A 22,328-nucleotide genomic window follows, 5' to 3' on the forward strand; every position below is an offset into this window, starting at 1 on the left:
TTTAGATAAAGGTCTCCACTGACACCCCGAAACGCTCGGCCAGCCAACGAATCTGGCGCACGTTGAGCTGGCGTTTTCCGCTCAATATCTCAGAGACGACTGATTGCGCCCCAACCCCCGGAAGGTCGCTCTGGGTGAGATTGTGCTCGCGCATCATGTAGCGCAGCACATCGACCCCACTGGCGACGGGCATAGGACGATGCTCACGATCATAAGCTTCGATCCAGTCGCTGAGAATGTCGACCAGGCTCATCAGCGGGCTGTCCTCGTCTTCACCCACCAGACTCAATAGCTCATCCAAACCGCACACCAGTGCGTCGTAGTCTGCCTCGTTTTGCGGCTTGCGCAGCACAGGCGAAACGAATTGCCAGTGCTCTGCCGCTACTCGCATAAGCGCGCTCATTTGATTTGTTCCTTCCATTTGTCCTTCTCATAATCGCGATGGTCAAGCAGGTGTTTGATGTAAACGCGCTGCATTCGATACTGCACCGACGCAATCAACCTCAGCTTGTTACCGCCAATATCAAATACATGAAACTCACCTACCTTGTCCGTGGCAGGAAACATGGCTTTCATTGCAGCGAAGTCTTTGGGGGCGTTGCGTTTGATCACGCGATACCACTGGTCCAGAGCCGTTGCTGAGCGCGGCCATTTTTCCTTTGCTTCCCAGATCCTGCTTTCACTGATTACTCGCATGCAACGTCCTTATCGCATCTTGCTATGAAGGTTAAACCTGAATCCGAACTATCGCAATTTGCTATAGCCGCAAACAGACCGGTGGCGCACGACAAAAAGCCTAGACACGCGACTTACCCCGGCGCGAGCGAAACTGTGAGCGAATAAGTCTCTTGCCCCCAACCTTGATAAACCTCGGTCCCGGCACCAAATACACGTATGGCCAGACCCTAGGAGCCTCCGATGTCCGAACCTCTTGTTATCCCTTGCCCCCATTGCAATGGCCTCAACCGCATTCCCGGCGAACGCCTGGGCGATGCACCCAAATGCGGGCGTTGCAAGCAGCCCGTGTTACTGAACAAACCGTTTGAGCTGAAACAGGGCGACTACGCCAGCCAGATCAAGGGCGATCTGCCGTTGCTGGTGGATGTGTGGGCCGCCTGGTGTGGGCCGTGCAAGTCGTTTGCGCCGGTATTCGAGCAGGCTGCCGGGCAGCTTGAGGGTAAGTGCCGGTTGGCGAAGCTGGACAGCGAGGCTAATCAGCAGCTGTCGGCACAGCTGGGGATTCGTTCTATTCCCAGTTTGATTCTGTTCAAGAACGGTCGCGAAGTGGCGCGCCAGAGCGGGGCGTTTCCGTTACCGCAGTTGATGAGCTGGTTGCGTAGTCAGGGGGTGTAACCGACCTTCAGAACAATGCTGGACAGTGTGGGAGGGGGCTTGCTCCCTCCCACATTTGGCTCAAGCGTTTTCCAGCAAGTTATGCAATTCCACAAACTGCTGGGTCAGCTTGTGCCTGGGATCCAGGTGGATCAGCGGCTTGCTTTCCTGGTGCGACTCGCGCATGCGCACCGAACTGGCCAGGTACACCGGCAGCACTGGCAGGCCCTCGGCAATCAACTCATCCAACATCTGCTGCGGCAGGCTCGCCCTGGCCTGGAACTGGTTGACCACAATGCCTTCCACTTCCAGGCCTTCGTTGTGGTCGTCCTTCAGTTCTTCGATTTCCCTCAGCAAGCCGTACAACGCCTGGCGCGAGAAGCTGTCGCAATCGAAGGGGATCAATACACGATCAGCGGCAATCAGCGCCGAAACCGCATAGAAGTTCAAGGCGGGCGGGGTGTCGAGGTAAATCCGGTCGTAATCTTCGCTCAACTCATCCAGCAGCTTTCGCAGCTTGTTGATCTTGTGCTTGGCCTCAAGCTTGGGCTGCAGGTCTGCAAGCTCTGCGGTGGCCGTGATCACGTGCAGGTTGTCGAACGGTGTTTCGTAGATATCCACGCGGTTTTTCTTCGAAAATGGCCCGGTGGACAGGGTTTGCTTGAAGAATTCGGCAATCCCCATGGGGATATCATCGCCGGTCAGCCCGGTGAGGTACTGGGTCGAGTTGGCTTGAGCATCGAGGTCTACCAACAGGGTTCGATAGCCTTCACTGGCGCTGACCGCCGCCAGGTTACAGGCGATGCTGGACTTGCCAACGCCGCCTTTTTGATTGAACACCACGCGCCGCATGGAAAAACCTCCGTGTATCAATGAATGTCCGAGTGTAGAGGGCAAAAGTGCCTGTTAGCTACCTCGTTCATCCATGCACTACTGCATTACCGGCGTGCCGTAGTAAGTCACGCACAAATGAATAGGAATGGTCCGACAATCCAAGGGGCTCCCCGGTAAAGGACAATCGGTAATTCCTCCCCACTAATTTGTAATCACACTTGAACAATTCTTTACCAAAGTTTGCTAGAACCCCACGGCACCGGGATAATGCGCGCCATTCGGCCATCGCTCCCTGTCCCGGTATTCGGGGCTACCGGCCGCACATGGAAGCCCGCAGGGGCGGGATAACTTCTCAGTGATCAACTTCAACATCGCCCAATGGCGCGCCTGGGCTCCTGGCCTGGAGACTGCCGATGACTGGCACGCCTGGTGCCGGGCCCCGGTGTTGCTGCCTGCCAGTGATGCGTCGCCAGATGTGTCATTTTTGCCAGCTATGCAACGCCGCCGCCTGAGCCGCCTGGCGCGCATGGCCTTCAGTGTGGGCTGGCCACTGGCCGAGGGCTTGCAGGATTTGCCCCTGGTGTTTATCTCCCGGCACGGCGAAACCCCACGCACCCTGGATATTCTCAGCGACCTGGCCAATGACCAGCCGCTGTCGCCAACCCAGTTCAGCCTGTCGGTGCACAACGCAGTGATTGGCCTGTGGTCGATCCTGCGCAATGAAACCAGCGAAATGACCGCCCTTGCCGCCGCCGGCGATGGCCTGGAACACGGCCTGCTCGAAGCCGCGGCATTGCTCAACGAAGGCGCCCCGGCGGTGCTGCTGGTGATCACTGAAGAACAGCCGCCCGAAGCCTACGCCGGCTGGATCCATGACGTCCCATTCCCCTACGCCCTCGGCCTGCTGCTGACGCCCGGCGACGAGTGGCAACTGGAACTCACCAGCGGCACTGTCCAACCCTCCACCACCGCCCAGTGGCCCCATGCCCTGAACCTGCTGCGCACCCTGTTGACCGAACAGGGCGCCTGCCAACATGCCTGGAAGAACCGAGTATGGAACTGGCAACGCAAGCCCTGACCGACAAGCCACGGGACGCCTACTACTGGCGCCTGTTCGCCACCGCCGCGAGCTTTTTCGTGTTCGGCGTGGGTGGGCTGTGCCTGCGTTTGCTGGTGTTCCCGTTGCTCAGTTGCCTGCCGGGCAGCGCCGAACAGCACCAGCGCCGCGCCCGCCACACTATCAGCCGGCTGTTCTGGTTCTTTATCCAGCTGATGCAGCGTGGCGGCGTGCTGACCTACAGCGTGGAAGGCGCCGAGAAGCTCGGGCGCCCCGGGCAGATGATCGTTGCCAACCACCCGTCGCTGATCGATGTGGTGTTCCTGATCGGCCTGATGCGCCAGACCAACTGCGTGGTCAAGCAGAGCCTGTTTCAAAACCCGTTCACCCGCGGCCCGGTGCGCGATGCCGGCTATATCAGCAACGACGGCAGCGCCGACATGCTCGATGCGGCGGCCGACGCCCTGCGCGCCGGCCAGACCCTGATCATCTTTCCCGAAGGCACCCGCACCACGCCCGGCGCCGCACCCGCCTTTCATCGCGGCGGCGCGGCGATTGCCCTGCGGGGTGCGACAATCATCACCCCGGTGGTGATCAAGGTCAGCCCCACCACCCTGACCAAGGCTGAACCCTGGTATCGCATTCCCAAACGTCGATTCCACTTCAGTTTGCGCGTGGGTGCCGATATAGAACCACAAGCGTTTGCCGCAGTCGGCCCCGCGCCCCAGGCATCACGCAAGCTTAACGATTACCTGCATCACTATTTCATTAAGGAGCTCGCCGAAGATGAGCGACCAACACCGCCTTGAGCACGACATAAAGACGCTGATCATCGAGGCCCTGGGCCTGGAGGACATCAGCGCCGACGACATTGGCAGCGAACAGACCCTGTTCGGCGAAGGCCTGGGCCTGGATTCGGTCGACGCCCTGGAGTTGGGCCTGGCGATCCAGAAAACCTACGGCATCAAGATCGATGCCGACGCCAAGGACACCCGCAATCACTTCACTAACGTGGCCAGCCTTGCGGCGTTCGTCACGGCCCGACAGGCAGCTTGAGACCGTACCATGCAAACTCGTGACGATATTTTCAACACCCTGCGCGATGCCTTGGTGGAACTGTTTGAACTGCCCCCGGAGCGCGTGACCCCCGACGCCAACCTGTACCAGGACCTGGAAATCGACAGCATCGACGCCGTGGACCTGATCGACCATATCAAGCGCCAGACCGGCAAGAAGATCGCCGCCGAAGAGTTCAAGGCCGTGCGCACTGTGAACGACGTGGTTGAGGCGGTGTACCGTCTGGTCCAGCCCGCCGCATGAGCCGGCTGATCGGCCTTGGCCTGTTGTTGGCGGGGCTGCTGTACCCCTTCGCGGTGTATTACGGCACTGAGCACTTTGCGCCGTGGCAATTCGGCCTGCTACTGGGCAGCTTGTGGCTGCTGCGTGCACTGACCGCTACGCAGCGCCCCGGCAGCCGTTGGATGGCGGCGACAATAATCGTGTTCTGCCTGCTGCTGGCCTGGTTCGATAACCCGCAGTGGCTGCGCTGGTACCCGAGCCTGGTCAGCGCGTTCATGCTGACGCTGTTCGGCCTGAGCCTGAAATACGGCCCACCGATGGTCGAGCGCCTGGCGCGCATGACCGACCCACACCTTGCGCCCCACGCGGTGGTGTATACCCGCCAGGTGACGGTGGTGTGGAGTGTGTTTTTTCTCTGTAATGGCCTGCTCGCCGCCGCGCTCACCCTGTGGGCGCCGTTGAGCTGGTGGACGTTGTACAACGGCCTGATCGCCTACGGGCTGATGGGCTTGTTGTTTGCCGTGGAATGGCTGGTACGACAAAGGGTTCGAGGCCGCGTATGAACGGGTTGAAACTTGAGCACATGCTGCTTGAGCCGCTGCAAGATCGCTGGGTAACCGCCGAGCCTGAAATGAATCACGCGCAGTTGTGGGAGCGCTCGCTGAGCCTGGCGGCGGGCCTGCAAGCGCGGGGTATTCGACGCCTGGCCGTGCATCTGGAAGACGCCGGGGTGCTGGCGATCGCGCTGCTGGGCGCCTGGCGTGCCGGTGCGAGCGTGCTGTTGCCCGCCGACCTGCAACCCCAGACCCGCCAACGCTGGGCTGATGCCGTAGATGCCTGGCTGGTTGAAGCCACCGACCTGGACGCGCTGTATCAAGCGCCGTTGAGCCCTGCCGCCCTCGACCTCGACACCTGCCAACTGAGCCTGTGCACTTCCGGCTCCAGCGGCGAACCCAAGCGCATCGACAAAACCCTGCGCCAGCTGGCTAACGAAGTGCAGGCCCTGGAAGCGCTCTGGGGAGCGGAGCTCAAAGACGCGTGCATCATCGGCAGCGTCGCCACCCAGCACATCTACGGTTTACTGTTCCGCGTGCTGTGGCCGCTGTGCGCCGGCCGCCCTTTTGCGCGCAAGCAACTGGCATTCCCCGAGGACATGCAACGCGCCAGCCGCGAGCACGCACAATTTGCCTGGGTGGCCAGCCCGGCGCTGCTCAAGCGCATGGGCGACAACCTCGACTGGCCAGCGCTGAGCCAAGTGGCGCGGGTGTTTTCCTCCGGTGGCGCGTTGCCTGTTGAAGCCGCCGGCAGCCTGTACGACCGCTTGCAGCAATGGCCGACGGAAATCCTCGGCAGCTCGGAGACCGGCGGCATCGCCTGGCGCCAGGGCGCGCAACCCTGGCAGCCGTTCGCCGACGTGCAACTGAGCCAGGATGCGGACGGCGCCCTGCGCATCGCCTCGCCTTATCTGCCTGAGGGTCATGTGGAACAAACCGCCGACGCCGCACGCATCCATTCCGATGGCCGTTTCGAGCTGCTGGGCCGCCTGGACCGCATCGTCAAGCTGGAAGAAAAACGCATCTCCCTGCCGATGCTGGAGCAAGCCCTAATGGCTCACCCCTGGGTTGCTGAAACGCGCCTGGGCGTGGTGCAGGAAAACCGCGCCACCCTCGGTGCCTTGGTGGTGCTCAGCGCTGATGGCCTGCATGCCCTGCGCAACCAGGGCCGGCGCACAGTCACCCAAACCCTGCGCCAGCACCTGAGCCAACATTGCGAAGCCCTGGCCCTGCCCCGGCGCTGGCGGTTGCTGCGCCAACTGCCGCTGAACAGCCAGGGCAAGCTGCCCCAGGCCGCGGTCGAAGCCTTGCTGTTGGCGCCACGGCCGAAAGCCCCGGAGGTTTTGGAGCAGGTCGAAACCAATGGCGAATGGACCGTGCAACTGAGCATCCCGCCGGACCTGGCCTATTTCAGCGGGCACTTCCCGGTCACCCCGGTGTTGCCGGGCGTGGTGCAGGTGGAATGGGCGTTCAACCTCGGCCAGCAGCTGCTTGATTTGCCGGGCACATTCGCCGGGATGGAAGTACTCAAGTTTCAGCAACTGGTGCGCCCAGGCGACCGTATCGAACTGCACCTGCGCTTTGATCGGGAACGCAGCAAGCTGTACTTCGCTTACCGCAACGGCGTCGCGGCCTGTTCCAGTGGCCGCATACAGCTGGAAGCCGCCCATGCATAACCCTTGCGCACTCATCCCGGTGTACAACCATGAAGCCGCCGTACCCGCCGTGGTCCGCAGCCTGCTCAACACTGGCCTGCCCTGCCTGCTGGTCGACGACGGCAGCAGCCCGGCCTGCGCGGCGGTGTTAGCGCAACTGGCGACGCTGGAAAACGTCACCCTGCTGACCCTGCCCAGCAACCAGGGCAAGGGCGGCGCGGTCATGGCCGGTTTCCGTGAGGCGGTGCGCCTGGGCTACACCCATGCCCTGCAAGTGGACGCCGACGGCCAGCATGACCTGCGCGAAGTCGAAACCTTTATCGACACTTCCCGCCGGCACCCCAACGCGATCATCTGCGGCTACCCCGAGTACGACGACAGCGTGCCCAAAGGCCGCTTGTATGCGCGCTACCTGACCCACGTATGGGTATGGATCAACACCCTGTCACTGCAGATTCGCGATTCGATGTGCGGCTTTCGCGTGTACCCGCTGGCGCCGACCCTGGCCTTGATGGACTCGGCCTACATCGGCACGCACATGGATTTCGACTCGGACATCCTGGTGCGCTTGGCCTGGCGCAACCAACCAATGCGCTGGCTACCGACCCAGGTGCACTACCCGGCCGACGGCCTGTCGCACTTTCGCTTGTTCCGCGACAACGTACGCATCAGCGCGATGCACACACGGTTGTTCTTCGGCATGTTGGTGCGTGCGCCGATGATCCTGTGGCGACGGTGGCAGGCATGAGCGACAGCACCAAGCACTGGGCCGACCGCGAGGAGCGCGGCAGCTTCTGGCTGATGAAATTCACCGCGGTCGCCGCAAAAGTACTCGGTCGTCGCCTGCTGAGCCCGTTGCTGTACAGCATCGTTTTCTACTTCTTCTTGTTCGGCCGCACCGCGCGCCACAGCGCCTGGCAATACCAACAGCGCCTGGCCGAATGGAGCGGGCGCGATGAGCTGAGGCCCACCCACAGGAAAGTCTTCGGCCAGTTCATGGCCTTCGCCGATTCGCTGCTGGACAAGCTCGACGTGTGGAACGGCAAGCTGCGCCTGGAGCAGATCGAAATCAACGACCCGGCGCAATTGCGCGGGCAACTGCGTGGCGAGCGCGGGCAGATGCTGGTGGGCGCGCACCTGGGCAACCTCGAAGTGTGCCGCGCCCTCGCAGAGATCGGTGAGCAAGTCACCATGAACGTGCTGGTGCACACCAAACACGCCGAGCGCTTCAACCGTCTGCTCGGTGAAGCCGGGGCCACCCATTTGCGCCTGATCCAGGTCAGCGAGCTGGACCCGGCCACCATGCTGCTGCTCAGCCAACGCCTGGACGACGGCGAGTGGCTGGCGATTGCCGGCGACCGCGTACCGCTGCACGGCGGGCGCCGGGTGCGCGTGGATTTCCTCGGCCACGATGCCGCCTTCCCCCAAGGCCCGTGGCTGTTGGCCGGCCTGCTCAAATGCCCGGTGAACCTGCTGATGTGCCTGAAACACCAAGGCCGCTATCGCCTGACCATCGAGCCTTTCGCGCCATTGATCGAATGGAAGCGCAGTACCCGCGAGCAAGTCATTGCCGAGTGGGCCGCACGCTACGCCGCACGCCTGGGCCAGTTCTGCCTGCAGGCGCCCCAACAATGGTTCAACTTTTACCCTTTCTGGAAGACCGATGACAACGCATCTTGAGCCGGTAACCTTTGGCGAGCGCCCTTTGGGCATCGAAGACGTGCTGGCCCTGGCCAACCGTCAGGCGCCCACGCAGTTGCAGGATGACGTGGCCTATCGCCAGCGCATTGCCAAGGGCGCGCAGTTCCTCGACTCGCTGCTGGACAAGGAAGGCGTGATCTACGGCGTGACCACCGGCTACGGCGACTCCTGCGTGGTGGCGGTGCCGCTGGAGCACGTCGAGGCGCTGCCGCGTCACCTGTACACCTTTCACGGGTGCGGGTTGGGCAAGTTGCTGGATGCCCAGGCGACCCGAGCGGTGCTGGCGGCGCGTTTGCAGTCGCTGTGCCACGGCGTGTCTGGTGTGCGTGTGGAGCTGCTGGAGCGCCTGCATGGGTTCCTCGAACACGACGTACTGCCGCTGATCCCGGAGGAAGGTTCGGTGGGCGCCAGCGGTGATCTGACGCCGTTGTCCTATGTGGCGGCGACCTTGTCCGGCGAGCGCGAAGTGCTGTTCCGTGGCGAACGTCGCCAGGCGGCCGATGTGCACCGCGAACTGGGTTGGGAACCGCTGGTACTGCGCCCCAAAGAAGCCCTGGCGTTGATGAACGGCACTGCAGTGATGACTGGCATTGCCTGCCTGGCCTTCGCCCGCGCCGACTACCTGCTGCACCTGGCCACGCGCATCACCGCGCTCAATGTGGTGGCGCTGCAAGGCAACCCGGAGCACTTCGACGAGCGCCTGTTCGCCGCCAAGCCACACCCGGGGCAGATGCAGGTCGCCGCATGGCTGCGCAACGACCTGGCGATTGATGCACCCACCGCGCCGCTGCATCGCCTGCAGGATCGCTATTCGCTGCGCTGTGCACCCCACGTACTCGGTGTGCTGGCTGACAGCCTGAACTGGCTGCGTTCGTTTATCGAGATCGAGCTCAACAGTGCCAATGACAACCCGATCATCGACGCAGAGGAAGAACGCGTGCTGCACGGCGGGCACTTCTACGGCGGACATATCGCCTTCGCCATGGACAGCCTCAAGACTCTGGTAGCCAACGTTGCCGACCTGCTCGACCGCCAGCTCGCGCTGCTGGTGGACGTGCGTTACAACCACGGCCTGCCGAGCAACCTGTCGGGCGCCCCGGCCGACCGCGCGATGATCAACCACGGCTTCAAGGCGGTGCAGATCGGCACCAGTGCCTGGACCGCCGAAGCCCTGAAAAACACCATGCCGGCCAGCGTGTTTTCGCGCTCCACCGAGTGCCACAACCAGGACAAGGTGAGCATGGGCACCATTGCCGCTCGCGATGCGATCCGTGTGCTGGAGCTGACCGAACAGGTGGCCGCCGCTACCCTGCTCGCCGCCAACCAAGGTGTGTGGCTGCGCGCCCAGGCCGAGGATGCACGGCCGCTGCCACCGGCATTGGCCGCGATGCACGCAGAACTGGCCCAGGACTTCCCGCCCGTCATCGAAGACCGTGCCCTGGAAGGCGAACTGCGCCTGTGCCTGCAACGCATCGCCGCGCAACACTGGAGGCTGCATGCGTAGCCCCGGCGTATTGCACAGCGACACTGAAATCCTCGTGCCGTTTTTCGATATCGACACCATGAACGTGGTGTGGCACGGGCATTACGTGAAGTACCTGGAAGTGGCGCGCTGTGCGTTGCTGGACAAGATTGGCCATAACTACACGGCAATGCTCGAGTCCGGCTACGCCTGGCCGGTGATCGACATGCAGCTACGCTATGTGCGTGGCGCTACCTTTGGCCAAACCCTTAATGTGCGCGCCAGCCTGGTGGAGTGGGAGAACCGTTTGAAGGTGAACTACCTGATCACTGACCTTGCCAGCGGCGAGCGCCTGACCCGCGCCAGCACCGTGCAAGTAGCGGTGGAAATCGCCAGCCGCGAGATGCAGTTGGCCTCCCCCAAGATATTCACCGACGCCGTAGAAAGGGCTTTGAAATGCTGACCCCTGTGGGAGCGGGCTTGCTCGCGAAGATCGTCAACGATAACGCGGTTCGCCTGATACTGCGCGGCGTCCTTAAGTCCTTCGCGAGCAAGCCCGCTCCCACAGGGATTGTGCTCACCCTGTTGTTGAGTTTCCCAGGCTTGGCGCAGGCGTTTGATTTGCAACAGCTCAGCGACCAACTGGCCAAACCCTCAGTGATCCACGGCAACTTCACCCAGGAAAAACACCTGCGTGCCCTGCCCCAGCCGTTGGTCAGCAAAGGCACCTTCGTGCTCGCCAAGGACCACGGCCTGCTGTGGCTGTTGAAAACTCCGCTGCAACAGGACTACCGCATCAGCGCCCAGGGCATCGCCCGGCGTGACGCCAACGGCTGGCAACCGCTGCCGAACAAGAGCGCCGGTGCCGAGCAGAATCGCCTGTTCCTCGCCGTACTCCAGGGTGACAGCAGCGGCTTGCAGCGTGACTTCGACCTGCAACTGCAAGGCCAGGCCCAGCAGTGGAAACTCACGCTGATCCCGCGCTCGCTGCTGCTCAAGCAAGTGTTCACCCAGATCAATATCGACGGCGGCGAGCTTGTGCAAACCATCGAACTGCTGGAAACCCAAGGCGACAGCACCGTGCTGCGCATGCAGGACAGCACGGCAAGCCAGCCCTTGAGCGATGCGGAGCAACACGACTTTGCCCAGTGAGCGTTTGCTGCCACGGCTGTTCCTGATCCTGCTGGTGGCCGTGCTGGCCCTGGCCGGCTGGCAGTGGCGCCATGGCGCGCCGTTGTCGGCCAACCTGATGGAGCTGGTGCCGGGCAGTACACCGAACGCCCTGGAACAGCAAGCCGAACAGCGCATGCAGGAACCGCTCAACCGAGAATTGCTGGTGCTGGTGGGGCACGCCGACCGCCAGCAAGCCGTGGCTGTGGCGCAGCAATTGGGCGAACGTTGGCAGGCCAGCGGCCTGTTTGAAAAGGTGCAGTGGAACCTGCAAGCTGACTTGCCGGCGCTGCGTGAGCAACTGCTGCGCGGGCGCTTGTCGATGCTTTCGGCCAAGGACCGCGAGCAACTGATCGAGCAACCCGATGCCTTCATCCAGCAACGGGTGCAAGCGCTGTTCGACCCGTTCACCGGCTTCAGCCTGGTGCCGAGCCAGGACGACTGGCTGGGCCTGACCGGGCGCATCCAGAACAGCCAGCCGCAACACGGCTCGGTGCAGCTGGACATCGGCAGCGGTGCGCTGATCGCCGATGCCGACGGCAAGCGCTGGGTATTGCTGCGGGCGCGCACCACCGGCAATGCCTTCGACATGAAATTGCCGCTGCACGTGGCGGATCTGCTCCAGGCCAGCCGCGAGCAAGCCAGCGAGCACGGCGCGCAATTGCTCGCCGCCAGCGGCTTGCTCTACGCGGCCAACGGCCAACAGCAGGCCACTCGGGAAATCACCTGGGTCGGCGGCGGCGCGACCGTCGGTATCCTGCTGTTGCTGTTGCTGGCCTTCCGGCGCTGGCGCGTGTTGCTGGCGTTTGTGCCGGTGCTGGTGGGCATGCTGTTTGGCGCGGTGGCCTGTGTGGCGCTGTTCGGGCATATGCATGTGATGACCCTGGTGCTGGGCTCCAGCCTGATCGGCGTGGCGGTGGATTACCCACTGCACTACCTGTCGAAAAGCTGGAGCCTGCAGCCGTGGCGCAGTTGGCCGGCGTTGCGCCTGACCCTGCCGGGGCTGAGCCTGAGCCTGGCCACCAGCTGTATCGGCTACCTGGCGCTGGCCTGGACACCGTTCCCGGCACTGACACAGATCGCGGTGTTCTCCGCCGCCGGGCTGGTCGGTGCTTATTTGTGCGCCGTGTGCCTGTTGCCGGCGCTGCTCAAGGGTGTGGAACTGCGCCCGGCGCAATGGCCGCTGCGCATCGCCGAGCGTCTGTGGCAGATGCGTACGGCGCTGATCAAGCACATACCCAGTTCAGTCCTGCTGGTGTGGGTGCTGTTGTTCTGCGCCGCAGGCCTGTGGCAGTTGAACAGCAAAAACGATATCCGCCAGTGGATCGGCGCGCCGCCGCAATTGCTGCAGGAAGCCCAGGCCGTGGCGCGCATCACCGGCTACCAACCCACCAGCCAGTTTTTCCTGGTACGGGCCGACAATCAGCAGCAACTGCTGGAGCGCCAGGGCGACCTGGGCAAACGCTTGGATCAGTTGGTGAACATGGACAAGCTCCAGGGTTACCTGGCGCTCAACCAACTGGTCAACCTCCCCAGCGAGCAGCAACAACTGCGGGATGCGCTGAACAACCTGGCGCAACACTGGCAGCCGCTGCTGGACCTCGGCGTACCCGCCAGCGCCCTGCAAGCCGAAGTCGCGCAGTTGCAGGCGTTGCCCACCGCCGACATCGACGCCGCACTGCAAGGCCCGCTGGCCGAACCCTGGCGCACACTGTGGCTCGGCCCGGTCGACGGCGGCGTGGCGGCCATGGTCAGCCTGCAAGGCTTGAACAACCCGGCGCTGCTGCGGGTGCAGGCCCTGGACTTGCCCGGCGTGCAATTGGTCGACCGCCTGGGTGACTTGAACCGGGTGTTTGCCGACACGCAAATCAGCGCCGCCGAGTTGAAGTTGATGTCTTGCGTGCTGATCGTGCTGTTGCTGATTGCGCCCTTCGGCTTTGGCGGCGCCTTGCGTATCGTCGCCCTGCCGCTGCTGGCCGCACTATGCAGCCTGGCCAGCCTCGGTTGGCTGGGCCAGCCGCTGACCTTGTTCAGCCTGTTTGGCCTGTTGCTGGTGACGGCCATCAGTGTTGACTACGCGATTTTGATGCGCGAGCAGATCGGCGGCCCTGCCGTCAGCCTGTTGGGTACGCTGCTGGCGGCGCTGACGACCTGGCTGTCGTTCGGTCTGCTGGCGGTGTCCAGTACACCGGCGGTGAGTAATTTCGGCTTGTCGGTCAGCCTGGGCCTGGCGTTCAGCTTTATGCTGGCGCCCTGGGCCGGCCAACAGAAGCACGCCTTATGAATGTGATTATCGCCCATGCGGCAAGGAGCCCTCGTGCCTATAGTTGAAATGGAACGTCGCCAGGTGGTGGTGATCGGTGCCGGGCCTTCCGGTGCCATCGCGGCCGCGCTGCTAAAGCGCAAAGGGCATGATGTATTGATCATCGAGCGCGAGCATTTCCCACGCTTCTCGATTGGCGAAAGCCTGCTGTCGCACTGCATCGATTTTATCGAAGAAGCCGGCATGCTCGACGCCGTACAAGCGGCAGGCTTCCAGGTAAAAACCGGCGCTGCATTCGCCTGGGGCGAGCGCTACAGTGCATTTGATTTTGGCGACACGTTCAGCAACGGCAAGCCCACCACCTTCCAAGTGCAGCGCGGCGAGTTCGATAAGTTGCTGGCCGATCAGGCGGCGTCGCAAGGCGTGGAAATTCGCTATGGCCAGACCATTGCCGGGGTGGATTTCTCCGGCGAGTGCCGCTACCTGCATGTGCGTCGGGAGAATGGCAGCGCGTACCACATCAAGGCCAAATTCGTGCTGGATGCCAGCGGTTATGGCCGTGTGCTGCCGCGCCTGCTGGACCTTGAGGCGCCGTCGAACTTCCCGCTGCGCCAGGCCGTGTTTACCCACGTCGAAGACCGCATCGAACACCCAGGCTTTGACCGCACCAAGATCCTGGTAACGACTCACCCGACCCAGCGCGATATCTGGTTCTGGACCATCCCGTTCAGTAACGGCCGTTGCTCGGTGGGCGTGGTGGCGGCCAAGGAGCATTTCGACGGCTGCAACAGCGACCTCGACGCCTGCCTGCGCAGCTTCATCGATGAAACCCCAAGCCTGGCCGGCGTGCTCAAAAATGCCGTGTGGGACACCCCGGCGCGCAGCATCGGCGGCTACGCGGCCAACGTCAAAACCCTGCACGGCCCGGGCTTTGCGCTGCTGGGCAACGCGGCGGAATTCCTCGACCCGGTGTTCTCTTCGGGCGTGACCATCGCCATGCGCTCGGCGAGCATGGCCGCCGCCGTTCTGCATCGTCAGCTCAACGGCGAAACCGTCGACTGGCAAAGCGAATTCGCCGAGCCCTTGAAGCGCGGTGTCGACACCTTCCGCTGCTACGTCGAAGGCTGGTACGCCGGCACGTTCCAGGATGTGATTTTCCATCCTGGCAGCTCACCGGAGATCCGCCGCATGATCAGTTCGATCCTGGCCGGTTACGCCTGGGATGAGCGCAACCCGTTTGTCAGCGAGCCGAAACGGCGGTTGCGAATGTTGTCGGATATTTGTGCGAGTGAAGTGGTATGAGCAGCCCTGCCGTTGAAAAAAGCTACCTGAGTAAAAATTACGTCGAAGAAACCAGGTTCGGCTTCTGGTTCCTGCGCAGCCACACCTGGCAACATCACGTGTTGCGCGTGGCGATCAATGACTTGCGCAGCCTGTTCAGCGAGCCACTGCCGGTGGCGCCGGTGTTGCTGGACGCCGGTTGCGGCCAGGGCAAATCCTTCCAACTGCTGCACCAGGCGTTTGCGCCCTCACGCCTGATCGGCCTGGATGCCGACCCCCACAGCCTGGAACTGAGCCGCGCAGAAGCGGCGCGCCAGGGCCTGGCCGTCGAGCTGATCGGCAGTGACTGCGCCACCCTTGATGTGCCGGACGCCAGCGTCGATATCCTGTTCTGCCACCAGACCTTCCACCATCTGGTCGAGCAACATCGCGCGCTCAAGGAGTTTTATCGGGTACTCAAACCCGGAGGTTATTTACTGTTTGCCGAATCCACCGAAGCCTATATCGACACCTGGGTGATTCGCTGGCTGTTCCGTCACCCGATGCATGTGCAGAAAAGCGCCGAACAGTACCTGGAGATGCTCCACGAGCAGGGCTTTGAATTCGACTCGCAGAATGTCTCGTACCCGTACCTGTGGTGGAGCCGCTCCAGCGACTTCGGCCTGCTGGAACGCTGGGGCCTGCGCAAGGCGCCGCCAGTGGGCCAGCGTGAGGAAACCCTGGTCAACTGCGTGGCGCGTAAACCGCTGGAGAGCGCAGCCTCATGATTCGCCTGCTGCTGATAGGTTGCCTGTTGCTGCTGAGCGCCTGCGCCAGCCAGGCGCCGCTGCCAGAAAAAAACCCGGCCCTGGCCTTGCCGATGCAACTGCATGTGCAGCGACTGGCGGACGGCCAGAGCCAGGACTGGCTGCTGGTGATCCAGCGCGAAGGCAACGCGATTCGCTGGTCGATGATGGACCCATTGGGCATTCCCCTGGCCCGGCAGAAACTGCTCGATGGGCAATGGCAGGCCGACGGTTTGCTGCCGCCCAATCCCCAGGCTCGCGAGCTGTTTGCCGCACTGTTGTTTGCCCTGACCTCGGCCGGTGAGGTGCCGGCGCTGTACCCGAACGCCCAGGCGATGGACCTGACGCGCACGCTACCGGGCCATTGGCAGATCGTCTATCAGTCCTCCGAAGTATTCAGCGTAAACCTGGCGGGCCAGCCATTGCGTTATCGCATCACCCCGCTGGGGGCAGGCCGATGACCGCTTACCTGAATGCCCTCGGTGTGATCTGCGCCCTTGGCCGCGGCCAGGCCGAAGTCAGCCGCCACCTGTTTGCCGGCGACTGCTCAGGTATGCGCGCCGAAAGCGGTTGGGTGCCGGAGCGCGTGGTGCCAGTGGCAGCCGTGCACGGCGAACTGGTGCCCCTGCCGGAGCAATTGCGTGAGCAGAGCAGCCGCAATAACCAGTTGCTGCTGGAAGCGGCGTTGCAGATCGAAGATGAGATCCGCCAGGCAATCCAAATCCATGGCCCTGGCCGGGTCGGCATTGTGCTCGGCACCAGCACTTCAGGCATCGACGAAGCCAGCCGTGGCATTGCCCACTACCTGCGCGACAAGCAGTTCCCCGGCGACTACGACTACCAGCAACAGGAACTCAGCGCCCCGGCTAACTTCCTCGCCGACTGGCTGCAATTGAGCGGCCCGGCCTATGTAATTTCCACCGCCTGCACGTCCAGCGCACGTGCGCTGATGAGTGCCCAGCGCCTGTTGGACCTGGGGGTGTGCGATGCGGTGATCTGTGGTGGCGTCGACAGCCTGTGCAAGCTGACACTCAACGGTTTTACTTCACTGGAGGCGGTATCCAGCGAGCGCTGCAATCCGTTCTCGGTGAACCGCAACGGCATCAATATCGGTGAAGCGGCGGTGCTGTTCTTGATGAGCCGCGAGCCGGCACCCATTGCCTTGCTGGGCAGCGGCGCCAGTTGTGACGCGCACCATATCTCCGCGCCCGAGCCCAGTGGCAAAGGCGCGCTGCAGGCGATGCGCAAGGCCCTGGCCAGCGCGAAACTGGTGCCCGAGCAGATCGGCTACCTGAACCTGCACGGCACCGCCACCCAACACAACGACGCCATGGAAAGCCTGGCGGTCGCCAGCCTGTTCCAAGGCGGCGTCGCCTGTTCGTCGACCAAGTCCATGACCGGCCACACCCTTGGTGCCGCCGGTGCCTTGGAAGCGGCGTTCTGCTGGCTTAGCCTGACCCACGGCTTGCTGCCACCCCATGTATGGGACGGCCACGCCGACCCGGCGCTGCCGGCCTTGCAGTGGACGCGCAGCGGCGACACCCTGAAAAAGCCGTGCCTGATGAGCAACTCGTTTGCCTTCGGCGGTAACAACGTCAGCCTGATAATCGCAGAGGCCCCATGATCAATTGGCCACTTGCCGAACTACTGCCCCATGCGGGCGACATGATCCTGATCGACCAGGTGCTGTCGTTCGATGAAGAGCAGATCCGAACCCGCGTCACCGTCAAGCCCGGCGGCCTGTTCAACCGCCCTGACGGTAGCCTGCCGGCCTGGGTCGGTCTGGAATTGATGGCGCAAAGCGTCGCCGCTTATGCCGGTTGCCGTGCGCGCCAGCGAGGCCAGGCGGTGGAACTGGGTTTCCTGTTGGGCACGCGTAAATTCGAATGCAACGTGGAGCACTTTCCCGCTGGCGTCGAGCTGAATATCCACGGCCTGCGCTCCCTGGAAGACGACAACGGCATGGGTGTGTTCGAATGCCACCTCACCGGCGACGGCATCCAGGCCAGCGCCCGCTTGAACGTATTTCGACCGCCCCAGGCGGCCAACTATTTAGATGAATCGAAGGACGAAACGCCATGACTGAATCCGTACTGGTCACTGGCTCCAGCCGTGGCATCGGCCGCGCCATTGCCCTGCGCCTGGCCCAGGCCGGCCATGACATCGTGCTGCATTGCCGCAGTGGCCGGGCTGAAGCCGACGCGGTGCAGGTCGAGATCGAGGCCCTGGGGCGCAAGGCGCGGGTGCTGCAATTCGACGTTTGCGACCGCGCCAGTTGCAAGGCCATCCTGGAGGCTGATGTGGAGGAATATGGCGCCTATTACGGCGTGGTTCTAAATGCCGGCCTGACCCGCGATGGCGCATTCCCAGCCTTGTCGGAAGACGACTGGGACGTGGTGATGCGTACCAACCTCGACGGTTTCTACAACGTGCTGCACCCGGTGATGATGCCGATGATTCGCCGACGCGCCGCTGGGCGCATTGTGTGTATCACTTCGGTTTCGGGGTTGATCGGCAACCGTGGCCAGGTCAACTACAGCGCCTCCAAGGCTGGCTTGATCGGCGCAGCCAAGGCGTTGGCGATCGAACTGGGCAAGCGCAAGATCACCGTCAACTGCGTGGCGCCTGGCCTGATCGACACGGCGATGCTGGATGAAAACGTACCGGTAGAAGAGTTGATGAAAATGATCCCGGCGCAGCGCATGGGTACGCCGGAAGAAGTTGCCGGCGCGGTGAATTTCCTGATGTCGGCCGAAGCCGGCTATATCACGCGCCAGGTGCTGGCTGTGAACGGAGGCTTGTGCTGATGAAGCGCGTCGTCGTCACCGGCATGGCCGGCATGACCTCCCTGGGCAGCGACTGGGAGACCATCGCCGCCAACTTTCGCGCCAACCGCAGCGGCATCCGGCGCATGGATGAGTGGGATCGCTTCACCGAACTGAACACGCGCCTGGCCGGGCCCATCGACGACTTCGTCGTGCCCTCGCACTGGACGCGCAAGCAACTGCGCAGCATGGGCCGCGTCTCGCGCCTGGCGGTGTGGGCGGCGGAACAGGCGTTGCAGGACGCCGGCCTGCTCGGCGACGAGTCGATCAAGGACGGACGCATGGGCGTGGCCTGTGGCTCGTCCACCGGCAGCACCGATGAGATCAAGGCGTTCGGCAACATGCTGCTCAACTCGGTGGCCGAGGGGCTCAACGCCAACTCCTATGTACGCATGATGCCCCACACCACGGCGGCGAATATCAGCATCTTCTTTGGCCTGACCGGGCGTTTGATCCCCACCTCCAGCGCCTGCACCAGCGGCAGTCAGGGTATCGGTTACGCCTACGAGGCAATCAAGTTCGGGCGCTTGCCGTTGATGCTCGCTGGCGGCGCCGAAGAACTGTGCCCCACTGAAGCCATGGTGTTCGATGCGCTCTACGCCACCAGCCTGAAAAACGATGCCCCACAAACCAGCCCACGCCCCTACGACTGCGGCCGCGATGGCCTGGTGATCGGTGAAGGCGGCGGCATGCTGGTGCTCGAAGAACTGGAACATGCCCTGGCAAGGGGTGCGCATATCCACGCTGAGCTGGTCGGTTTCGGCAGCAACGCCGACGGCCAGCACACCACCCGCCCGGAACAGAAAACCATGCGCCGTGCCATGGAGTTGGCCCTGGAAGATGCAGGCCTTGAGCCGTCTGCCATCGGCTACGTGAACGGCCATGGTACTGCCACCGACCAGGGCGACATCGCCGAAACCCTGGCCACCAGCAGCCTGTTCGGCAGCCGCATGCCGATCAGCTCGCAGAAGAGCTTCCTCGGCCACACCCTGGGTGCCTGCGGCGCTCTGGAGTCGTGGTTCAGCATCGAGATGATGAACCGTGACCAATACGTGCACACCTTCAACCTGGATTCTGTCGACCCGCAATGCGGCGAACTGGATTACCTGCAAGGGGGCTTTCGCCAGATGCACCACGACTACGTGATGAACAACAACTTTGCCTTTGGCGGCGTCAACACTTCGCTGATCTTCCGCCGCTGGTCCTGACATTAAATCGATTGGAGAAAACGGAATGTCTTCCTTGCTACGCGCTACCCTGATCACCCTGGCCTTGCTGACCACCGCCGGCTGCACCAACAAACCGGTGCTCAACACCCAACATGAGTTGCCGGCCACGAGCCAGGTCAGCGAAGAAAAAATGAAACAGGTGATCGTCGCCGCCTTGCAGAAACGCGAGTGGACGGTGCAACGCCTGAGCCCGCAACTGGTGCAGGCCGAGATCACCGTGCGCGGCCAGTTCTACGCCGCAATCGACATCCGCTACAGCCGCAACAGCTACGCCATCACCTACCGCGACAGCCGCGACCTGGGCTACAAGGACGGCAAGATCCATCGCAACTACAACCGCTGGGTGAGCATGCTGGACCGGGATATTTTGGCGGGGTTGCGCTCGGCTGGAATACAGTAAGGCCAAATGTGGGAGGGGGCTTGCTCCCGATAGCGGTGGTTCAGTTAGAGATGCTGAGACTGACACACTGCTATCGGGAGCAAGCCCCCTCCCACATGAGATATGCCATGTTCTCAAGGGCGTTATTCAGATGCCCTGTGCGTCAACAACTCCACAAACCCCTTAGCCATCGGCGTTTGCACGCCCTTTCGCTGTACCAGCCACACCGCTGTCATCGCCTCCGGGTCCAGCAAGGTGCGATAGACCACCCCATCGATGCGGATGCGCTGGTAAGACGCCGGCAGTACCGATACCCCCAACCCTGCCGCCACCAGGCCAATGATGGTCATCGCCTCCCCCGCTTCCTGGGCAAAATGCGGGCTGAACCCGGCGTCGCGGGCCAGGTTGAGCAATTGGGCATATAAACCGCTGCCGTAGGTGCGCGGGAAAAATACAAAAGGCTCCTGCGCCAACTGCGCCAGGTGCAGGCCGCGCTCGCTGCCTTCCACCAACGGATGGCCGGCGCTCAATACGGCAACCAGGGGCTCGCGCATCAGCTCGATCACGCTCAGCGAATCAGGCAACGGCAAAGGCCGCATCAGCCCGACCTGGATCGACTCATCCACCAGCGACTCAGCCACCTGGGTGCTGCTCATCTCTTGCAGGTTGAGGTGCACCGCCGGGAAAGCCTGGCGAAACGCAAAGATCGCCTGGGGAATACTGGAATTGAACGGCGCGGAAGATGTGAAGCCGATCTTCAGTTCGCCGAGTTCGCCCAACTGCGCCCTGCGCGCCACATCCGCCGCCTTGTCGACCTGGGCCAGCACCAGCCGCGCCTCTTGCAGGAACAGGCGCCCGGCCTCGCTCAGCTCGACCCGACGATTGGTACGCTCAAATAACCGCGCGCCCACCTCTTGCTCCAGTGCCTGGATCTGCTGGCTCAAGGGCGGTTGTGAGATGCCCAGCACCTGCGCGGCGCGGCCAAAGTGCAGTTCTTCAGCGACGGCGATGAAGTACCGCAGGTGACGTAATTCCATGTACACCTCATTAGGTCGTAGAACCTATCAAACAGGTCGAACAATATATTGGAAAGAATCATTAGCCAGCTATATTCTTTTTCGTATTGTCAGTCCTGGCAGACTTTCCTCCCCGAGGTCCCCCGTGAATCCTGCTGTTGCTCCACTTGCCCAACACACCCCGCCCTCAGCCCTCGATGAGGTGGTGGCGCAGCTTAATGACGAGTACATCGAAAAAGGCACGCCGATGTTCATGCGCACGGTGCTGGCGCTGTTCTCCGGCGGGTTTGCCACCTTTGCCCTGTTGTATTGCGTGCAGCCGATGATGCCGGCGCTGTCCCACGAGTTTTCCATCAATGCGGCGCAAAGCAGCCTGATTCTTTCGGTTGCGACCGCGATGCTCGCCTGCGGCTTGCTGATCACCGGGCCGATATCCGACAGGCTGGGGCGCAAGCCAGTGATGGTCGCCGCGTTGTTCTGTGCGGCGCTGGCCACCATCGCCAGCGGTCTGATGCCGACCTGGGAGGGGATTCTGCTGATGCGGGCGCTGGTGGGCCTGTCCCTGAGCGGCCTGGCCGCCGTGGCGATGACCTACCTCAGCGAAGAGATCCACCCGCAGCACATCGGCCTGGCCATGGGCCTGTACATTGGCGGTAACGCGATTGGCGGCATGAGCGGGCGCCTGATCATCGGCGTGTTGATCGACTTCGTCAGCTGGCACACCGCAATGCTGATCATCGGCGCCCTGGCCCTGATCGCCGCCACGGTGTTCTGGAAGATCCTCCCCGAATCGCGCAACTTCCGCGCCAGCAGCCTCAAGCCGCGCAGCCTGGTGGATGGCTTTGTCATGCACTTCAAGGATGCGGGCCTGCCGTGGCTGTTCCTTGAAGCATTCCTGCTGATGGGCGCCTTCGTGACGATGTTCAACTACATCGGCTATCGCCTGCTGGCCTCACCGTATGAGCTGAGCCAGGCAGTGGTGGGCCTGCTGTCGCTGGTGTACCTGTCGGGTATCTACAGCTCGGCGAAAATAGGCTCGTTGGCCGACCGCCTTGGCCGCCGTCGTGTGCTGTGGGGCACTATCGTCTTGATGCTATCGGGGATGTTACTGACGCTGTTCACGCCGCTGTGGCTGGTAGTGCCGGGCATGCTGGTGTTCACTTTCGGCTTCTTCGGCGCGCATTCGGTGGCCAGCAGTTGGATCGGCCGTCGCGCGGTCAAGGCCAAGGGACAAGCGTCGTCGCTGTATCTGTTCTGCTATTACGTGGGGTCGAGCATTGCCGGTACGGCGGGCGGGTTCTTCTGGCACTTTGCCGGGTGGAACGGGATTGGCGGGTTTATCGTCGCGCTGTTGATGGGTGCGTTGCTGGTGGCGCTGAAGCTGGCGAAGTTGCCGCCGTTGGGCCGAGCGAGGGCCTGAGGCTCTCCGGTTTTTAAAATGTGGGAGGGGGCTTGCTCCCGATGGCGGTGGTTCAGTTAAGGATAC

At 62.6% G+C, this 22,328-nt stretch carries 26 protein-coding genes; 22 read left to right on the plus strand and 4 right to left on the minus strand.

The annotated features are described in order from the left end of the window. Window position 1: 1 nt before the first annotated feature. The gene (locus FRT59_RS14960) at window positions 2–403 is read right to left on the minus strand and encodes a helix-turn-helix domain-containing protein (RefSeq protein WP_034117375.1); all 402 of its coding nucleotides are present in this window, start codon (window positions 401–403) and stop codon (window positions 2–4) included. Continuing rightward, complete coding sequence (locus FRT59_RS14965) at window positions 400–696, minus strand: type II toxin-antitoxin system HigB family toxin (RefSeq protein WP_153871564.1); 297 nt, start codon at window positions 694–696, stop codon at window positions 400–402. The genes FRT59_RS14960 and FRT59_RS14965 overlap by 4 nt, the downstream gene beginning before the upstream one ends. Window positions 697–918: 222 nt before the next feature. Here FRT59_RS14965 and trxC point away from each other — a divergent pair, with 222 nt between their 5' ends. Next, on the plus strand, window positions 919–1,353 hold the full coding sequence (trxC, locus tag FRT59_RS14970) for a thioredoxin TrxC (RefSeq protein WP_124375979.1): 435 nt from the start codon (window positions 919–921) through the stop codon (window positions 1,351–1,353). Between the two features lie 60 nt (window positions 1,354–1,413). Here the strand turns inward: trxC and FRT59_RS14975 are convergent, their stop codons facing one another. Further along, window positions 1,414–2,184, minus strand: a complete 771-nt coding sequence (locus FRT59_RS14975) for a ParA family protein (protein WP_034117372.1) — start codon at window positions 2,182–2,184, stop codon at window positions 1,414–1,416. 337 nt (window positions 2,185–2,521) lie between these two features. Between FRT59_RS14975 and FRT59_RS14980 the strand changes: the two genes are divergently transcribed. From FRT59_RS14980 to FRT59_RS15075, 20 genes are read left to right on the plus strand one after another with little or no spacing between them, the layout of a single operon-like run. Beyond that, window positions 2,522–3,244 carry a beta-ketoacyl synthase chain length factor gene (locus FRT59_RS14980; protein WP_198809697.1) on the plus strand — a complete coding sequence of 241 codons (723 nt, stop codon included), beginning with the start codon at window positions 2,522–2,524 and terminating at the stop codon, window positions 3,242–3,244. Beyond that, window positions 3,220–4,032 (plus strand): lysophospholipid acyltransferase family protein, encoded by an 813-nt coding sequence (locus FRT59_RS14985; protein WP_153838696.1) that lies wholly within the window; start codon window positions 3,220–3,222, stop codon window positions 4,030–4,032. Before FRT59_RS14980 ends, FRT59_RS14985 begins: the two co-directional genes overlap by 25 nt. Next, window positions 4,010–4,279 (plus strand): phosphopantetheine-binding protein, encoded by a 270-nt coding sequence (locus FRT59_RS14990; protein WP_034117369.1) that lies wholly within the window; start codon window positions 4,010–4,012, stop codon window positions 4,277–4,279. Before FRT59_RS14985 ends, FRT59_RS14990 begins: the two co-directional genes overlap by 23 nt. 9 nt (window positions 4,280–4,288) lie before the next feature. Then, the gene (locus tag FRT59_RS14995) at window positions 4,289–4,543 is read left to right on the plus strand and encodes an acyl carrier protein (protein WP_034117368.1); all 255 of its coding nucleotides are present in this window, start codon (window positions 4,289–4,291) and stop codon (window positions 4,541–4,543) included. After that, the gene (locus tag FRT59_RS15000; protein ID WP_034117367.1) at window positions 4,540–5,085 is read left to right on the plus strand and encodes a COG4648 family protein; all 546 of its coding nucleotides are present in this window, start codon (window positions 4,540–4,542) and stop codon (window positions 5,083–5,085) included. The genes FRT59_RS14995 and FRT59_RS15000 overlap by 4 nt, the downstream gene beginning before the upstream one ends. After that, the gene (locus tag FRT59_RS15005) at window positions 5,082–6,752 is read left to right on the plus strand and encodes an acyl-CoA synthetase family protein (RefSeq protein ID WP_153871565.1); all 1,671 of its coding nucleotides are present in this window, start codon (window positions 5,082–5,084) and stop codon (window positions 6,750–6,752) included. Before FRT59_RS15000 ends, FRT59_RS15005 begins: the two co-directional genes overlap by 4 nt. Continuing rightward, the gene (locus FRT59_RS15010) at window positions 6,745–7,479 is read left to right on the plus strand and encodes a glycosyltransferase family 2 protein (protein WP_153871566.1); all 735 of its coding nucleotides are present in this window, start codon (window positions 6,745–6,747) and stop codon (window positions 7,477–7,479) included. The genes FRT59_RS15005 and FRT59_RS15010 overlap by 8 nt, the downstream gene beginning before the upstream one ends. Next, window positions 7,476–8,411 carry a lysophospholipid acyltransferase family protein gene (locus FRT59_RS15015; protein ID WP_153871567.1) on the plus strand — a complete coding sequence of 312 codons (936 nt, stop codon included), beginning with the start codon at window positions 7,476–7,478 and terminating at the stop codon, window positions 8,409–8,411. The genes FRT59_RS15010 and FRT59_RS15015 overlap by 4 nt, the downstream gene beginning before the upstream one ends. Further along, complete coding sequence (locus tag FRT59_RS15020; protein WP_153871568.1) at window positions 8,395–9,936, plus strand: HAL/PAL/TAL family ammonia-lyase; 1,542 nt, start codon at window positions 8,395–8,397, stop codon at window positions 9,934–9,936. Before FRT59_RS15015 ends, FRT59_RS15020 begins: the two co-directional genes overlap by 17 nt. Next, window positions 9,929–10,357, plus strand: a complete 429-nt coding sequence (locus tag FRT59_RS15025; protein WP_034117362.1) for an acyl-CoA thioesterase — start codon at window positions 9,929–9,931, stop codon at window positions 10,355–10,357. Before FRT59_RS15020 ends, FRT59_RS15025 begins: the two co-directional genes overlap by 8 nt. Next, window positions 10,351–11,046: an outer membrane lipoprotein carrier protein LolA gene (locus tag FRT59_RS15030; RefSeq protein WP_153871569.1), complete on the plus strand. Its 696-nt coding sequence runs from the start codon at window positions 10,351–10,353 to the stop codon at window positions 11,044–11,046. Before FRT59_RS15025 ends, FRT59_RS15030 begins: the two co-directional genes overlap by 7 nt. Continuing rightward, the gene (locus tag FRT59_RS15035; RefSeq protein WP_153871570.1) at window positions 11,018–13,348 is read left to right on the plus strand and encodes an MMPL family transporter; all 2,331 of its coding nucleotides are present in this window, start codon (window positions 11,018–11,020) and stop codon (window positions 13,346–13,348) included. The genes FRT59_RS15030 and FRT59_RS15035 overlap by 29 nt, the downstream gene beginning before the upstream one ends. 33 nt (window positions 13,349–13,381) lie before the next feature. Beyond that, entirely contained in the window at window positions 13,382–14,629 is a 1,248-nt protein-coding gene (locus FRT59_RS15040; RefSeq protein ID WP_198809698.1) for an NAD(P)/FAD-dependent oxidoreductase, read from the plus strand. After that, a complete protein-coding gene (locus FRT59_RS15045) occupies window positions 14,626–15,375 on the plus strand; it encodes a class I SAM-dependent methyltransferase (RefSeq protein WP_153838691.1) in 750 nt (249 codons plus the stop codon). Before FRT59_RS15040 ends, FRT59_RS15045 begins: the two co-directional genes overlap by 4 nt. Next, window positions 15,372–15,854, plus strand: coding sequence for a hypothetical protein (locus FRT59_RS15050; protein WP_034117357.1), 483 nt, complete (start codon window positions 15,372–15,374; stop codon window positions 15,852–15,854). The genes FRT59_RS15045 and FRT59_RS15050 overlap by 4 nt, the downstream gene beginning before the upstream one ends. Continuing rightward, window positions 15,851–17,017, plus strand: a complete 1,167-nt coding sequence (locus FRT59_RS15055) for a beta-ketoacyl-[acyl-carrier-protein] synthase family protein (protein WP_153871571.1) — start codon at window positions 15,851–15,853, stop codon at window positions 17,015–17,017. The genes FRT59_RS15050 and FRT59_RS15055 overlap by 4 nt, the downstream gene beginning before the upstream one ends. Then, on the plus strand, window positions 17,014–17,475 hold the full coding sequence (locus FRT59_RS15060; RefSeq protein ID WP_153838689.1) for a hotdog family protein: 462 nt from the start codon (window positions 17,014–17,016) through the stop codon (window positions 17,473–17,475). Before FRT59_RS15055 ends, FRT59_RS15060 begins: the two co-directional genes overlap by 4 nt. Further along, the gene (gene fabG, locus FRT59_RS15065) at window positions 17,472–18,200 is read left to right on the plus strand and encodes a 3-oxoacyl-ACP reductase FabG (protein WP_153871572.1); all 729 of its coding nucleotides are present in this window, start codon (window positions 17,472–17,474) and stop codon (window positions 18,198–18,200) included. The genes FRT59_RS15060 and fabG overlap by 4 nt, the downstream gene beginning before the upstream one ends. Further along, entirely contained in the window at window positions 18,200–19,426 is a 1,227-nt protein-coding gene (locus FRT59_RS15070; RefSeq protein ID WP_153838687.1) for a beta-ketoacyl-ACP synthase, read from the plus strand. The genes fabG and FRT59_RS15070 overlap by 1 nt, the downstream gene beginning before the upstream one ends. A gap of 25 nt (window positions 19,427–19,451) precedes the next feature. Continuing rightward, entirely contained in the window at window positions 19,452–19,847 is a 396-nt protein-coding gene (locus tag FRT59_RS15075) for a hypothetical protein (RefSeq protein ID WP_034117352.1), read from the plus strand. A gap of 122 nt (window positions 19,848–19,969) precedes the next feature. Here the strand turns inward: FRT59_RS15075 and FRT59_RS15080 are convergent, their stop codons facing one another. Continuing rightward, a complete protein-coding gene (locus FRT59_RS15080) occupies window positions 19,970–20,863 on the minus strand; it encodes a LysR family transcriptional regulator (protein ID WP_153871573.1) in 894 nt (297 codons plus the stop codon). Between the two features lie 124 nt (window positions 20,864–20,987). On the opposite strand from FRT59_RS15080, the gene FRT59_RS15085 reads away from it, so the two are divergent. Beyond that, window positions 20,988–22,262: an MFS transporter gene (locus FRT59_RS15085; protein ID WP_034117350.1), complete on the plus strand. Its 1,275-nt coding sequence runs from the start codon at window positions 20,988–20,990 to the stop codon at window positions 22,260–22,262. The last annotated feature ends 66 nt before the right edge of the window (window positions 22,263–22,328 follow it).

The sequence above is a fragment of the Pseudomonas haemolytica genome (genome assembly GCF_009659625.1).
Taxonomy (GTDB): Bacteria; Pseudomonadota; Gammaproteobacteria; order Pseudomonadales; family Pseudomonadaceae; genus Aquipseudomonas; species Aquipseudomonas haemolytica.